The following is a 14339-nucleotide window of genomic DNA, read 5'->3' as shown; positions in this document are numbered from 1 at the left end:
GGCCCGCCTTTACAGGACCTGACGCAAAAACGCTTGGGCGCGAGGGTCTTTGGGGGCGGCGAAGAACTCCGCCGGAGGGGCATCTTCGAGCAACTTGCCGTGGTCGAAAAACAGCACCCGGTCTGCCACTTCCCGGGCAAAGCCCATTTCGTGGGTGACGCAGACCATGGTCATGCCTTCCAGGGCCAGGGTTTTCATTACATCAAGTACTTCGCCGACCATTTCCGGGTCGAGCGCCGAGGTGGGTTCGTCGAACAGCATGACCTTAGGGTCCATGGCCAACGCCCGGGCGATGGCCACCCGCTGCTGCTGGCCGCCGGACAGGCGCGAGGGAAACTCGTTGGCCTTTTGCCCGATACCGACCTTCTCCAGCAGCGCCCGCGCCTTGGCCTCACGCTCGGCCTTGCCGCGCTTGCGCACGACTTTCTGTGCCAGGCACAGGTTTTCCAGCACGGTCATGTGGGGGAACAGGTTGAAATGCTGGAACACCATGCCGACTTCGCGGCGGTAGGCGTTGACGTCGGTCTTGGGGTCGGCCAGTTGCAGGCCATCGATGCTGACCGAGCCGGCGTCGAACTCTTCCAGGCCATTGAGGCAGCGCAGGAAGGTGGACTTGCCCGAACCCGACGGGCCGATCACCACCAGCACTTCGCCCTTCGCCACTTGGGTGGTGACGTGGTCTACGGCGCGCACGACTTGGCCGCGGGTGTCGAAGACTTTTACCAGATCGCGGACTTCAATCACTTTGCGCGAGCCTCCGCTCAAGCCGGCTGGCGATTTTCGACAGCGGCAGGTTAATCAACAGGTACAGGCCCGCCACGCAGAACAGGATCTCGAACGGCGAGAAGGACGTGGTGATGACCTCGCGCCCGCTCTTGAGCAGTTCGGTGATGGCGATGACCGACACCAGCGAGGTGTCCTTGACCAGGCTGATGAACTGCCCGGCCAGCGGTGGCAGCACTCGCTTGAAGGCTTGCGGCAGCACCACATGGCGCATCGACTGGCCAGCACTCAGGCCCAGAGAACGGGCCGCCTCGTCCTGGCCACGGGTGATGGACTGCACCCCGGCGCGGATGATTTCCGCCACATAGGCGCCGGTAAACAGCGACAGCGCAGCGATGCCCGCAATCTCCCGGGACAGGTTGAGCACCGTGCCGATGAAGAAGTAGAAGATGAAGATCTGCACCAGCAGCGGCGTGCCGCGCACCAACTCGATGTAGACGATGGACAGGTCGCGCAGGGTCGGGTTTTTCGACAACCGGCACAGGCCCGTGGCCAGGCCGATCACCAGGCCCAGCACGCCGGACACCACCGACAGCCAGAGCGTGGTCCACAAGCCCCACAGCAGCGGGCCGGCCGCCCAGTGCCGGGTTACGCCGATCACGTCGCCTTCGGCCACGTCATCGCCGCGGGCCACTTGCAGGCTGTTGTCGTCGACCGTCACGTGCTGCTCGGCCCCCGCGTCGTTGCGCAGGGTCACTTGCGCCTTGCCGCCGTTGCGCACCACTTCGCTGACGGTGGAAATCTCTGCCGCTCGTTGGGATTCTTCAGCGTGGTAGGCGAAATACTGGGGAACGCGGTTCCATCGCCATTCGTATGACATCAGCGAGGTGGCGTAATACAACGCGCCAGCCAGGCCGATCAGCACCAGCACGGTCAAAACGTGCCAGGGCCATTGGGCTTTTTTTTGTTTCATTGCAGGATCCGAAATGTATGTCGCCTGGGAGGCCTCTATCGCGAGCAGGCTCGCTCCCACACCGGACCGAGTAGGTCAATTGTGGGAGCGAGCCTGCTCGCGACAAGGGCAGCGGGTTGCCGTTGACACCCCACCGCCCTGCATAGCCTTACTCCATGTCTTTGAGCCAAGCGGTGTCTTTGAACCACTTGTCATGGATGCGATCGTAAGTGCCGTCTTCACGGATCTGGTGCAGGAAGTTGTTGATGAAGTTCAGGCTGTCGTAGTCACCTTTCTTCAGGCCGAAGGCCAGGGGCTCGAAGGTGAACGGCTTGTCGAGGAACACCAGTTTGCCGTTGCCGACCTTGTTCACCGCGACCACGTTGTACGGCGCGTCGTAGATGAAGGCATCAGCCTTGCCGTTGACCACGTCGAGCACAGCTTCCTGCTCGTTGTCGTAGCCGTGGTATTTGGCTTTGGAGATCAGCTTCTTGGCGACCATTTCGCCAGTGGTACCGAGCTTGGAGGTGATGCGGTAGTCAGCGCTGTTCAGGTCTTTGTAGGACTTGATGGTGCCTTCCAGCTCCTTGCGGATCAGCAACGTCTGGCCGACCACGATGAAGGGTTCGCTGAAGTTCAGGCGCAGGTTGCGTTCCTGGGTCAGGGTCATGCCGCTGCCGATCATGTCGAACTTGTCGGTCAGAAGGGCCGGGATGATGCCGTCGTAGCCGGTGGAAACGGTTTCCAGCTTGACGCCCATGGCCTTGGTCATGGCCTTGAGCAGGTCCACTTCAAAGCCGATGATCTCGCCGCGTTTGTTGGTCATCTGGAACGGCATGTAGGTCGGGTCCATGCCCACCTTCAGCGTGCCGCGCTTGACCGCGTCGTCGATGGCGCCAGCCTGCGCCGCGTTGACCGAAACCAGTGCCGTGACGCCGAGCAGCAGCATCGAAAGATACTTCTTCATCATCAAGTCCCCTAAGCCATTTTATTGTTTGAGGCGAGTGCGCCTTGGGTTTCCTTGTGGGAAACCGGCAGATACATAGTTTTGTGACACCCATACGGGGAGCGATGCTAACCCACTCCCCCGACGGCACAAAGGTCTGGGCGGCAATTGTTGTTGCTTGAAGCACAAATAGCCGTAGGACGTATCCCAACATAGAGCCGTGAAACCCGTCGCCCCACAAACAAAAACCCCGCGAGGTTCAGGTCGCGGGGTTCAGGTCAGGCGGGCAACGCCTGGGTGATGGCCGGTTTGAGCGGCAGCAACGGCGCATGGGGGTCAGCCTTGATCGACTGCCGCCAGGCACTGAGCCAGGCTTCGTGCCCTTCGCTCCAGACCTGCTCATGCAAACGGGCCAGGGCGACCGGGTCGCTGAGCAGCGCCAGGCGTTCGTTGTTGGCCAGCCCTTGCGGGCCGACTTTCAGGGCATGGCTCACCCGTTCGGTGCGCAGCGCCTCTATCGGCTCGGCCTGCCCGTGACGGGACGTGGCCAGGGCACAAGCCAGGGCGTTCTGCTGCGGGTCGACCACGGCACGGATGAAACCGTCCTTGAGGGCGTGCCAGCGGTTTTCATGGGTGTACTGGTCGGTGGCGAGCAAGGCCTGGGGCGGGGCGTATTCCTCGGGAATAAGGAACAGGCTTTCGTCGCGGGACTTGAGGCCCAGGCCCACACGGCTGGAAATCACCGATACCGGGATCGACAGCATCAGCGAACCGACGATCGGCACCAGCCACCAGAGGAAGCTTGGGTTGAGCCAGATCACCAACAGCGCCCAGAAGAACCCGAGCAGGGTTTGCGGGCCGTGGCGCTTGACCGCTTCGCTCCACGGCGTGGAATCGTCGTCACGCTGCGGCGAGTTCCAGGTTGCGGCCCAGCCCAGGAACGCGGCCAGCACGAAACGGGTGTGGAAGATCATGCGCACCGGCGCCAGCAGCATGGAGAACAGCATCTCCAGCAGCATCGACAGGGTCACCTTGAACTTGCCGCCGAACTCTTTCGCACCCTTGGCCCAGATCAGGATGATGCTCAGCAACTTGGGCAGGAACAGCAGCACGATGGTGGTGGAGAACAGCGCGATGGCTTTGTCCGGGTGCCATTGCGGCCACAGCGGATAGAGCTGGCGCGGCTCCAGGAAGTACTGCGGCTCCATCAGCGTGTTGACCGCCAGCAGCGCGGTGGACAGCACGAGGAAGAAGAACCACAACGGCGCCGACAGGTAAGACATCACCCCCGTCAGGAACACCGCGCGGTGCACCGGGTGCATGCCCTTGACCAAAAACAGGCGGAAGTTCATCAGGTTACCGTGGCACCAGCGACGGTCACGCTTGAGTTCGTCCAACAGGTTGGGCGGCAGTTCTTCATAACTGCCGGGCAAGTCGTAGGCGATCCACACGCCCCAACCGGCACGGCGCATCAGCGCGGCTTCAACGAAGTCGTGGGACAGGATCGCCCCGGCGAACGCGCCTTTGCCCGGCAATGGCGCCAGGGCGCAATGCTCGATGAACGGCTTCATCCGGATAATGGCGTTGTGGCCCCAGTAGTGGGATTCGCCCAACTGCCAGAAGTGCAGGCCGGCGGTGAACAACGGGCCATATACGCGGGTGGCGAACTGCTGCATGCGCGCATAGAGAGTGTCCATGCCAGAGGCACGGGGCGCGGTCTGGATGATCCCAGCGTCCGGCGTGGCTTCCATCAGGCGCACCAGGCTGGTCAAGCATTCGCCGCTCATCACGCTGTCGGCGTCGAGCACCACCATGTACTTGTAGTCGCCGCCCCAGCGACGGCAGAAGTCGTCGAGGTTACCGCTTTTGCGCTTAACCCGACGGCGACGGCGACGGTAGAAAATCTTGCCAAAGCCCTTGGCTTCGCGGCAGACGTCCAGCCAGGCCTGTTGCTCGGCCACACAGATGTCGCTGTCGTTACTGTCGCTGAGCACGAAGAAGTCGAAGCGGTCCAGATCGCCCGTGGCGGCCACCGACTCGAAGGTGGCGCGCAGGCCAGCGAATACCCGGGGCACGTCTTCATTGCAGATCGGCATCACCAACGCGGTGCGCGCATTGGCCGGGATCGCCTCGTTGCCGGCGCTGGCCCCGGAGATGCGGTATTTGTCGTGGCCGGTGAGCAACTCGAGGAAGCCCATCAGCGCCGTCCAGAAACCGGCCGACACCCAGCAGAACAGAATCCCGAACAGAATCAGGATGCTGGTTTGCAAGGCATAGGGCAGCACTTGGGTGGCGGTTTGCATCAGCGGTTGGTGCAGGACTTCTTCAAGGTCAACGAAGGACCAGCCCTGGTAAGGCATGATGCCTTTCATATACCAGCCCGCGACGATGGTCTGGCCCAGCATCAACACCAACAAAATGTAGCGACGGATCGAACCGACAGTGCGCCAGCGCGCCGCCGGCAGGACGCGCTCGTCCTTGGGCGGCAACGGCGGGTTGCTGCGCCCGGTCAGGCGCCGCCAGCCACGCACGAGGATATTGGTGCGCCACGGCTCCGGCACCACTTTGGTGCGGCGGATCGGCGGCGTGGCCTTGAGGCACACCCGGCCTGCCGAATCGAGGGCCAGCATCTCGGCCTCTTCCAGCTCTTCGGCGCTGTTGAGCAGCAAACGGCTGCCCACCGAAGCCTGGGCGGCCTCGGCGGGGGCGTCGAAAGACGCGGACGAGAGACGTTCGTGCAGCTCGCTGAACGACCGGCAACCCGCCAATTCGGCGCGTTGCTCGTCACTCAGCGGTAGGTGCGCCAGGTACTCGAACAGAGTCTCTGGCCGGGCTTGAGGGTTACTCATCGGCTGGCAACTGGTAGCTCCAGGTCTCGGTCAGCACTTGTTCAGTCTTGACCGGCTCCGGGGTGGCGGTGGCCGCAGGTGCCGTTTCCGGCTGCGGGTCCTTCTTCGCGGTTTTTTCGCTTTGCTTGGCCGCGACCTTGTCAGCCTTGATGACGTGCGCGGTGTCTTGCACCGGCTCGGCGACCACCATGTCACGCACCAGGGCGGCACGCATTTCAGTAGCCTTGCCCGCGTCCTTGATCTTCAGGCGCAGGGTCAGGCGCCAGCCCTTGGTGTAAGGGTTGTAGCGCACGCTGTTTTCGACGACTTCGGCGTTGTCGCCGACGCTGACCTGGCTACGCACGGTGGCGTCCGGCAGCAACTTGGCCAAGGACGGGCCCTGGAAGTCCACCAGGTAGGCCACGCTGCCGTCGGGTTGGCGGATCAGGTTGGACTGCTTCACGTCACCGGTGGAACGCAGGGTCTGCATGACCCAGGCGCTGTCATCCGAATGCAGGGCGGCTTCGTCCATGGTCCAGTGCAGGCGGTAGCTGACATCCAGCGGCTGGCCTGGCTCGGGCATTTTTTCCGGGCTCCAGAACGCAACGATGTTGTCGTTGGTCTCGTCGGCGGTAGGGATTTCCACCAAGTCCACGGTGCCTTTGCCCCAGTCACCTTCCGGCTCGATCCAGGCACTTGGGCGTTTTTCGTAGTTGTCGTCGAGGTCTTCGTAGTGGCTGAAGTGGCGACCGCGTTGCAACAGGCCGAAACCGCGCGGGTTTTCCACAGAGAAGTTGCTCACCGACAGGTGTTTAGGGTTGTTCAGTGGGCGCCAGATCCACTCGCCGTTGCCGGCATGGATCGACAGACCGCTGGAGTCATGCAGTTCGCGGCGATAGTTGAGTACTTTCGACGGCTGGTTGGCGCCGAACAGGTACATGCTGGTCAGCGGGGCGATGCCCAGTTTGCTGACTTTGTCACGCAGGTACATGCGCGACTTGACGTCAACGACCGTGTCGCTGCCCGGGCGCAGGATCAGGCGATAGGCACCCGTGGCACGCGGCGAATCCAGCAAGGCGAAGATCACCAGGTGCTTGTCGCCGGTTTTCGGGCGTTCGATCCAGAACTCGGTGAAACGGGGGAATTCTTCACCGGACGGCAACGCGGTATCGATGGCCAGGCCACGGGCCGAGAGGCCGTAGATCTGATCCTTGCCCACGACGCGGAAGTAGCTCGCGCCCAGCATGGTCATGATCTCGTCTTGCTTGTCCGCCTTGTTGATCGGGTACAGCACGCGGAAACCCGCGTAACCCAGTTGTTCGGTGGCTTTGGGGTCGAACTTGACGTCGCCGAAGTCGAAGCGAGTCGGATCATATTTGATCGGTTCGACGGTATTGGCCGTCACTTCGTTGATTTTCACCGGCGTATCGAAGTGCATGCCCTGGTGATAGAAGGACAGCTTGAACGGGGTTTTCTGATCGGCCCATTCGGCTTTTTCGGTACGGAAGCGAATTTTCTGATAGTCCGCGAACTTCATTTCACGAAATTCGTTCGGCAGATTGCTGCGCGGGGCTTCGTACTTTTGTGCCGCCAACTCTTTGGCCTTGGCCGCTACATCATCCAGGTTGAATGCCCATATTTGACCGGCGCTGAGCAGGCAAAGCAGGGCAGAACCCGCCGCCAGTGCGTTACGAAACCGTTTGGCAGACAACTTTGGTGCATTACAGGGACTAACAATCACGAGCAACCCTCGCCGAAAACAGATCAAAAAACCAACGGCCAGATAAAGTGCCGTCGCGGTCGGCTGTATGAAAAATCCGACCCCGCATGCCACTTTTGCCAAGTTGGCGAGCATTGTTCGGACTCCGCGGGGGGCAAATGATTCCCCACGCGGTTCCGGACAAGTCTCTACCTAAATCAAAATGGACCAACGAACGCTGATCCCCGTAGCGCGCGATTATCTAGTAGGCCGCGTGACAACGCATCAGGGGTAACAAAGTATTTATGGGTAAACCCCCCGCTTTCGGGCCGAAACAGCCGTAAAAACATGTTTCAAGCGCTTTCAGGCCTGTAGGAGAAAGGTCACAGGGCCGTCATTGACCAAATGCACCTGCATATCGGCACCAAATCTACCTGATGCCACATTGCCATGCACCTGCTGCGCTTTGCTCAATAAATAACCAAAGAGTTCCTCACCCAGTGCCGGCGGCGCGGCGGTGGAAAAGCTCGGGCGCAGGCCGCTGTGGGTGTCGGCGGCCAGGGTGAACTGCGACACCAACAACAAGCCGCCCTCCACCTGGGCCAGGGACAAGTTCATCTTGCCGTCGGCATCGCTGAACACCCGGTAATTGAGCAACTTGTGCAGCAGTTTGTCGGCGCTGGCGCGGGTGTCCTGGGGCTCGATGGCCACCAATACCAACAGCCCTTGGTCGATGGCGCCGACCACCTCCCCCGCCACTTCCACCCGCGCACCGCGTACGCGCTGCAACAGGCCCTTCATGCTTCTTCGGGCGCCAGGTCGAGCAGGCGCCGGGCCATTTGATCGGCCGCCCGTACCAGGGCATCGGTGATACCCGGCTCGGAGGCGGCGTGGCCGGCATCGCGAATAATCTGCAACTCGCTATTGGGCCAGTTCTGGTGCAGTTCCCAGGCATTGTCCAGCGGGCAGATGACGTCGTAGCGCCCGTGCACGATCACCCCGGGCAAGTGGGCGATCTTGTGCATGTCGCGGATCAGTTGGTTGGGCTCAAGGAACGTGTTGTTGGTGAAGTAGTGGCATTCGATGCGGGCAATCGACAAGGCACGCTGCGCCTCGCTGAAGCGGTCGACCACCAGCGGGTTGGGGCGCAACGTGGCGCAGCGGCCCTCCCACAGCGACCACGCCTTGGCGGCGTGCATCTGGGCGATCTGGTCGTTGCCGGTGAGGCGCTTGTGGAAAGCGCCTAGCAGGTCGTCGCGTTCGTCCAGCGGGATAGGGGCGATGTAATCCTGCCAGTAGTCGGGGAACAGACGGCTTGCGCCCACCTGGTAGAACCACTCGATGTCCTGCTCGCGAGCCAGGAAAATCCCACGCACGATCAGCCCCAGTACACGGTCCGGGTGGGTCTGGGCGTAGGCCAGGGACAGGGTCGAGCCCCAGGAACCGCCGAACAGCACCCATTTTTCAATGCCCAGGTGCTCGCGGATGCGCTCAAGGTCGGCGACCAGATCCCAGGTGGTGTTGTTTTCCACGCTCGCGTGGGGCGTGGAGCGCCCGCAACCGCGCTGGTCGAAGGTGACGATGCGGTACAGGTTGGGGTCGAAATAGCAGCGGCTTTGCGCGTCGCACCCGGAACCCGGGCCACCGTGGATGAACACCACCGGCAAACCTTGTGGCGAGCCGCTTTCGTCGACGTACAGGGTGTGGATGTCATCGACGGCCAGATCGTGCCGGGCGTAGGGTTTGATCTGCGGGTACAAAGTCTGCATTGCGCGCTCCGTGAGGGGTCGGGTCCGCCCGGGGGGGACTTCCATTAATCTGCCGTGGGGCATCATAAACCCGAATCGCGTAATGAGCATGCCCTGACCTGTGGCAGCGGGCGTGTGCCACGTCAGCGCGCCTGTGTACTGGTTGAAAAAACCGATCGCAAGCAGGCGTACTCCCACAGGTTTTCACCTAAGTTTCAAGCACCACTCACTGGGGGTGAGAGCGAGCCTGCCCACGATGGCCGCGCCACTCAGGCGTAGCGCCTTTGCCCCCATTCCAGCAGCCCTTGCAGCAGTTCCTTGAGCACCACTTGGGTGGGCGCGGCGAGGTCTGGGCGGTAGCGGAACGGCTCGAACTCTTCCATATAAGTGCACTGGCCCAGCTCCAGTTGCACGGCGTGGATATGCTCGGCCGGGTTGCCGTAGTGGCGGGTGATGTGCCCGCCCTTGAAGCGCCCGTTGAGCACATGGCTATAGGCCGGGTGCCCGGCGCAGATGGCCTCCAGCCTGCCCGCCAACTGTGGGTCGCAACTGGCGCCGTTGAAGGTGCCGAGGTTGAAATCCGGCAACTTACCGTCGAACAGATGGCCGATCACCGAGCGGATCGAGTGGGCATCGAACAACAGCGCGTAGCCAAATTCAGCCTTGAGCCGGGCCAGTTCCTGCGCCAGGGTGCGGTGGTACGGCGCCCAGATCTGCGCCAGGTAGGTGGCACGCTCCTCGGCGCTGGGCTCCAGCCCCGGGCGGAACAACGCCTGGCCGTCAAACAGCGTCGCCGGGTACAACCCGGTGGTGGCGCCGACATATAAAGGCTTGTCGTCGTCGGGCCGGTTGAGGTCGATGACAAAACGCGAATACTCGGCGGCCAGGGTGCTGGCGCCCAGTTCGGCGGCAAACTCGTAGAGTTGCGGAATGTGCCAGTCGGTATCGGGCAGGCTTTGCGCCGCCGGCACCAGGCCGGCCTCGACCGCCGGGGTCAGGCGCACGCCTGCGTGGGGCATGCTAATTAGCAGCGGCACCCGGCCTTGTTTGAAGTTCAGAACCTTATCCACTGCCCTCTCCTACAACGTGACATCGGCGCCGTGGCGCACGACGCGTTTTTCCAGGTCACCGCCCAGCCAATACGCCAGGTCGGCCGGCCGATCGATTTGCCAGGCCACGAAATCTGCCACCTTGCCCACTTCCAATGAGCCGTGGCTGTGCTCCAGGCCCAGGGCCTTGGCCGCGTGCAGGGTAGCGCCGGCCAGGGCCTCTTCCGGGGTCATGCGAAAACAGGTGCAGGCCATGTTCAGCATCAGGCGCAACGACAACGCCGGCGATGTACCGGGGTTGAGGTCGCTGGCAATGGCGATTTTCACGCCGTGCTTGCGCAGGGCATCCATGGGCGGCAACTGGGTTTCGCGCAGAAAGTAGAACGCCCCGGGCAGCAACACCGCCACCGTGCCGGACGTGGCCATGGCCGCCGCGTCGGCTTCGGTCATGAACTCCAAGTGATCGGCCGACAGCGCCTGATAGCGCGCCGCCAGGCTCGAACCGTGCAGCGACGACAGTTGCTCGGCGTGCAGCTTCACCGGCAAGCCGAGTTTTTGCGCGGCGATAAACACCCGCTCGACCTGGGCTGGAGAGAACGCCAGGTACTCGCAGAACGCATCCACCGCATCCACCAGGCCTTCAGCCGCCAGGGCCGGGAGCATTTCGGCGCAGATATGCTCGATGTAGGCGTCGGCGCGCCCGGCGTATTCGGGCGCCAAGGCGTGGGCCGCCAGGCAGGTGCTGCGCACCGTGGCTGGCAACTGCTCGCCGAGGCGGCGGATCACCCGCAAAATCTTGCGCTCGTTGGCCAGGTCCAGGCCGTAGCCGGACTTGATTTCCACCGTGGTCACGCCGTCGCGCAGCAGGCTGTGCAGGCGTTTGCGGGCGCTGGCGAAGAGTTCGTCTTCGCTGGCAGCCCGGGTAGCGCGCACGGTGCTGGCGATGCCGCCGCCCTGGGCGGCGATCTCAGCGTAGCTCACACCTTGCAGGCGTTGTTCGAACTCACCGCTGCGGTTGCCGCCGAACACCGCGTGGGTGTGGCAGTCGATCAGGCCCGGCGTAACCCAGGCCCCCGCGAGGTCTTCGACATGGGGGTAATGCCCCGCCGGCAGCGCGCCACGCGGGCCGATCCACTCGATGTGCGCGCCGGACGTCACGATGGCGGCATCCTCGATGATCGAGTAAGTACCCTGGGCCATGGTTGCGACGTGGCAATGCTGCCAAAGAGTCTTCATTACAGCCTCCATAACTTATCGATGGGACAGGGCCGGGTCGGGGCTGACCAGGGCCGGTTGCCCGGTCACCGGTTTGACCCACACCTTATAGGCGATCACCAGCAGCACGATCCACACCGCGCCTACCAGCAAGGCAGCCTGGGTGTCCGGGAAGTAGCCCAGCACGCCGAAGACGAACAGCATGAACACAATCGCCGCCGCCGGCGCGTAAGGCCAGAACGGTACGGGGAATTGCAGCTGCGCGACTTCTTCGCGGCTCATGGAGCGGCGCATGGCCACTTGGGTCAGCAGGATCATCAGCCACACCCACACGGTGGCGAAGGTCGCGATCGAAGCTATGACCAGGAACACGTTTTCCGGGATCAGGTAGTTGAGCACAACGCCGCCCAGCAGCGCTGCGCCCATCACCACCACGGTCATCCACGGCACACCCTGGCGCGACAGCTTGGAGAAGCACTTGGGCGCATGGCCCTGCTCCGCCAGGCCGTACATCATGCGGCCCGCGCCAAAGATGTCGCTGTTGATGGCCGACACCGCCGCCGAAATCACCACGATGTTGAGGATGGTCGCCGCCGAGCTGATGCCCAGGTGATCGAAGATCTGCACGAAGGGGCTGCCCTGGCTGCCGATTTGCGGCCACGGGTAAATGGCCATCAGCACGAACAGGGTCAACACGTAGAACAGCAGGATGCGCAGCGGTACGGCGTTGATCGCCTTGGGCAGCACCCGTTGCGGGTCCTTGGCTTCGCCGGCGGTGATGCCGATGATCTCGATGCCGCCGAAGGCGAACATCACCACCGCGAACGACGCAATCAAGCCACCGATGCCGTTAGGCATGAAGCCGCCGTGGGCCCACAGGTTGCTCACCCCGGTGGCGTGTTCGGCGTTGGCCGAGTTGATGCCAAACAGCATGATGCCGAAACCACCGAGGATCATCGCAACGATGGCCGCCACCTTGAGCAGCGACAGCCAGAACTCCATCTCGCCGAAGACCTTGACGTTGCACAGGTTCAGGCCGCCGATCAGGAACACGATGCCCAGCACCCAGACCCAGCGCGCCACTTCGGGAAACCAGAAGCCCATATAAATGCCGAACGCGGTGACGTCGGCGAGGCAGACAATAATCATCTCGAAAGCGTAGGTCCAACCCAGGATGAAGCCCGCCATCGGCCCCAGGTAGGTGCTGGCGTACTTGCCGAACGAACCGGCCACCGGGTTGTGCACTGCCATCTCACCGAGGGCGCGCATGACCATAAACACCGCCGCGCCACCGATCAGGTACGCCAGCAATACCGCCGGGCCGGCCATTTGGATGGCCGAGGCGGAGCCGTAGAACAGCCCGGTGCCGATGGCCGACCCCAGTGCCATGAAGCGAATGTGGCGGGCCGATAGCCCGCGTTTCAAACCGGATGCTTGCTGTTGCATTTCTCGTCCTTAATTGTTTTTGTCAGAGAAAACCAATGGGCTGACTGAACCGGTAGCAAGCGGGCTTGCCCGCGCTGGGGTGCGTAGCAGCCACTTCAAATAGTGGCTTGAGCGACTATTGACGGCCGCTACGCTGCCGAGCGCGGGCAAGCCCGCTTGCTACACCTGGGTGTCAGAGGCTCGGCAGCAACTTGGCCAGGACCAGTTCGTTCAGGCAACGGGAGGCCAGCAGTTCGCTCGCGGCGTTGATGTCCGGGGCGAAGAAGCGGTCTTTCTCATAGAACGGGACTTTGCTGCGCAGGAGGGTGCGCGCTTGCTCCAGTTTGCTGGAGGTTTTCAGGCCATCGCGCAGGTCCAGGCCCTGGACGGCAGCGAGCCATTCCACGGCGAGCACGCCACGGGTGTTCTCAGCCATTTCCCACAAACGCTTACCCGCGGCCGGGGCCATGGAGACGTGGTCTTCCTGGTTGGCGGAAGTGGGCAGGCTGTCCACCGAGTGCGGGTGAGCCAAGGCCTTGTTTTCGCTGGCCAGGGCTGCGGCAGTCACTTGGGCGATCATGAAACCGGAGTTCACCCCACCGTTGGCCACCAGGAACGGCGGCAACTGGGACATGTGCTTGTCCATCATCAACGAGATGCGGCGCTCGCTCAGGGAGCCGATTTCGGCGATGGCCAGGGCCATGTTGTCAGCGGCCATGGCCACCGGTTCAGCGTGGAAGTTGCCACCGGAAATCACGTCGCCTTCGGCGGCGAATACTAGCGGGTTATCCGACACGGCGTTGGCTTCGATGCTCAGCACCTCGGCGGCCTGGCGGAACTGGGTCAGGCAGGCGCCCATGACTTGCGGCTGGCAACGCAGGGAGTACGGGTCCTGGACCTTGTCGCAGTTGTGGTGCGAATCGGACACTTCGCTGCGCTCGCCCAGCAGGTCGCGGTACGCGACAGCGGCGTCGATCTGGCCTTTCTGGCCACGGGCGGCGTGGATGCGTGCGTCGAACGGCGAGCGCGAACCCAGCACCGCCTCAACGGTCAGGCCACCCAGGGCCAGGGCGCCGGCGAACAGGTCTTCGCCCTCGAACAAACCGCGCAGGGCATAAGCCGTAGACACCTGGGTGCCGTTGAGCAGCGCCAGGCCTTCTTTGGCGGCCAGGGTCAGCGGCGTCAGGCCGGCGACTTTCAGCGCCTCGGTCGCGCTCAGCCATTGTCCTTTGTAGCGGGCCTTGCCTTCGCCCAGCAGCACCAGGGACATATGGGCCAAAGGCGCGAGGTCGCCGGAAGCGCCCACCGAACCTTTGAGCGGGATGTGCGGGTAAACCTCGGCATTGATAAGGGCGATCAGCGCATCGATAACCAAGCGACGGATGCCGGAGAAACCACGGCTCAGGCTGTTGACCTTGAGCACCATAATCAGGCGCACCAGGGCGTCGCTGATCGGCTCGCCCACACCGGCGGCGTGGGATAGCACCAGGGAGCGCTGCAGGTTTTCCAGGTCTTCGCTGGCGATGCGGGTCGAGGCCAGCAGGCCGAAACCGGTGTTGATGCCGTACGCGGTGCGGTTCTCGGCCAGGATCTGCTCCACACAGGCCACGCTGGCTTCGATCTGTTGCGAGGCGCTGTCATCCAGGCTCAGGGTGATCGGGTTCTGGTAAACGGCACGCAGTTGGGCAAGGGTCAGCTGGCCTGGGATAAGGTTTAGCGCAGTCACATTCGTGCTCCTTTTGAGAGTTTTATTA

At 62.8% G+C, this 14339-nt stretch carries 11 protein-coding genes; all 11 read right to left on the bottom strand.

Annotated elements, in window-relative coordinates; translation table 11 throughout:
- Positions 1–9: 9 nt before the first annotated feature.
- A complete protein-coding gene (locus AC19YT_RS01625; RefSeq protein ID WP_095108871.1) occupies positions 10–744 on the bottom strand; it encodes an amino acid ABC transporter ATP-binding protein in 735 nt (244 codons plus the stop codon).
- The gene (locus AC19YT_RS01620; RefSeq protein WP_095108870.1) at positions 737–1696 is read right to left on the bottom strand and encodes an amino acid ABC transporter permease; all 960 of its coding nucleotides are present in this window, start codon (positions 1694–1696) and stop codon (positions 737–739) included. The genes AC19YT_RS01625 and AC19YT_RS01620 overlap by 8 nt, the downstream gene beginning before the upstream one ends.
- A 148-nt stretch (positions 1697–1844) precedes the next feature.
- Positions 1845–2642, bottom strand: coding sequence for a transporter substrate-binding domain-containing protein (locus AC19YT_RS01615; RefSeq protein WP_095109003.1), 798 nt, complete (start codon positions 2640–2642; stop codon positions 1845–1847).
- A 257-nt stretch (positions 2643–2899) separates the two neighbouring features.
- Positions 2900–5470, bottom strand: coding sequence for a glucans biosynthesis glucosyltransferase MdoH (gene mdoH / locus AC19YT_RS01610; protein ID WP_500597322.1), 2571 nt, complete (start codon positions 5468–5470; stop codon positions 2900–2902).
- Positions 5463–7190 (bottom strand): glucan biosynthesis protein G, encoded by a 1728-nt coding sequence (locus AC19YT_RS01605; protein ID WP_500597324.1) that lies wholly within the window; start codon positions 7188–7190, stop codon positions 5463–5465. Before AC19YT_RS01605 ends, mdoH begins: the two co-directional genes overlap by 8 nt.
- 321 nt (positions 7191–7511) lie before the next feature.
- The gene (gene dtd / locus AC19YT_RS01600) at positions 7512–7949 is read right to left on the bottom strand and encodes a D-aminoacyl-tRNA deacylase (RefSeq protein WP_500597326.1); all 438 of its coding nucleotides are present in this window, start codon (positions 7947–7949) and stop codon (positions 7512–7514) included.
- Positions 7946–8917 (bottom strand): prolyl aminopeptidase, encoded by a 972-nt coding sequence (gene pip, locus AC19YT_RS01595; RefSeq protein ID WP_095108866.1) that lies wholly within the window; start codon positions 8915–8917, stop codon positions 7946–7948. Before pip ends, dtd begins: the two co-directional genes overlap by 4 nt.
- A gap of 248 nt (positions 8918–9165) precedes the next feature.
- On the bottom strand, positions 9166–9966 hold the full coding sequence (hutG, locus tag AC19YT_RS01590; protein ID WP_500597328.1) for an N-formylglutamate deformylase: 801 nt from the start codon (positions 9964–9966) through the stop codon (positions 9166–9168).
- A gap of 9 nt (positions 9967–9975) precedes the next feature.
- Positions 9976–11181, bottom strand: coding sequence for an imidazolonepropionase (hutI, locus tag AC19YT_RS01585; protein ID WP_095108864.1), 1206 nt, complete (start codon positions 11179–11181; stop codon positions 9976–9978).
- A gap of 15 nt (positions 11182–11196) precedes the next feature.
- On the bottom strand, positions 11197–12606 hold the full coding sequence (locus tag AC19YT_RS01580; RefSeq protein ID WP_095108863.1) for an amino acid permease: 1410 nt from the start codon (positions 12604–12606) through the stop codon (positions 11197–11199).
- A 172-nt stretch (positions 12607–12778) separates the two neighbouring features.
- Positions 12779–14311 (bottom strand): histidine ammonia-lyase, encoded by a 1533-nt coding sequence (gene hutH, locus AC19YT_RS01575; RefSeq protein ID WP_500597331.1) that lies wholly within the window; start codon positions 14309–14311, stop codon positions 12779–12781.
- Positions 14312–14339 lie beyond the last annotated feature (28 nt).

The sequence above is a fragment of the Pseudomonas sp. MF08875 genome (assembly GCF_059862525.1).
This window is presented reverse-complemented; position numbering and strand designations above follow the sequence as displayed.

Excerpts from the sequence above, each read along its gene's own strand:
- AC19YT_RS01620 (WP_095108870.1), bottom strand. The coding sequence starts at position 1,696 with ATGAAACAAAAAAAAGCCCAATGGCCCTGGCACGTTTTGACCGTGCTG.
- AC19YT_RS01615 (WP_095109003.1), bottom strand. The coding sequence starts at position 2,642 with ATGAAGAAGTATCTTTCGATGCTGCTGCTCGGCGTCACGGCACTGGTT.
- mdoH (WP_500597322.1), bottom strand. The coding sequence starts at position 5,470 with ATGAGTAACCCTCAAGCCCGGCCAGAGACTCTGTTCGAGTACCTGGCG.
- dtd (WP_500597326.1), bottom strand. The coding sequence starts at position 7,949 with ATGAAGGGCCTGTTGCAGCGCGTACGCGGTGCGCGGGTGGAAGTGGCG.
- pip (WP_095108866.1), bottom strand. The coding sequence starts at position 8,917 with ATGCAGACTTTGTACCCGCAGATCAAACCCTACGCCCGGCACGATCTG.
- hutI (WP_095108864.1), bottom strand. The coding sequence starts at position 11,181 with ATGAAGACTCTTTGGCAGCATTGCCACGTCGCAACCATGGCCCAGGGT.
- AC19YT_RS01580 (WP_095108863.1), bottom strand. The coding sequence starts at position 12,606 with ATGCAACAGCAAGCATCCGGTTTGAAACGCGGGCTATCGGCCCGCCAC.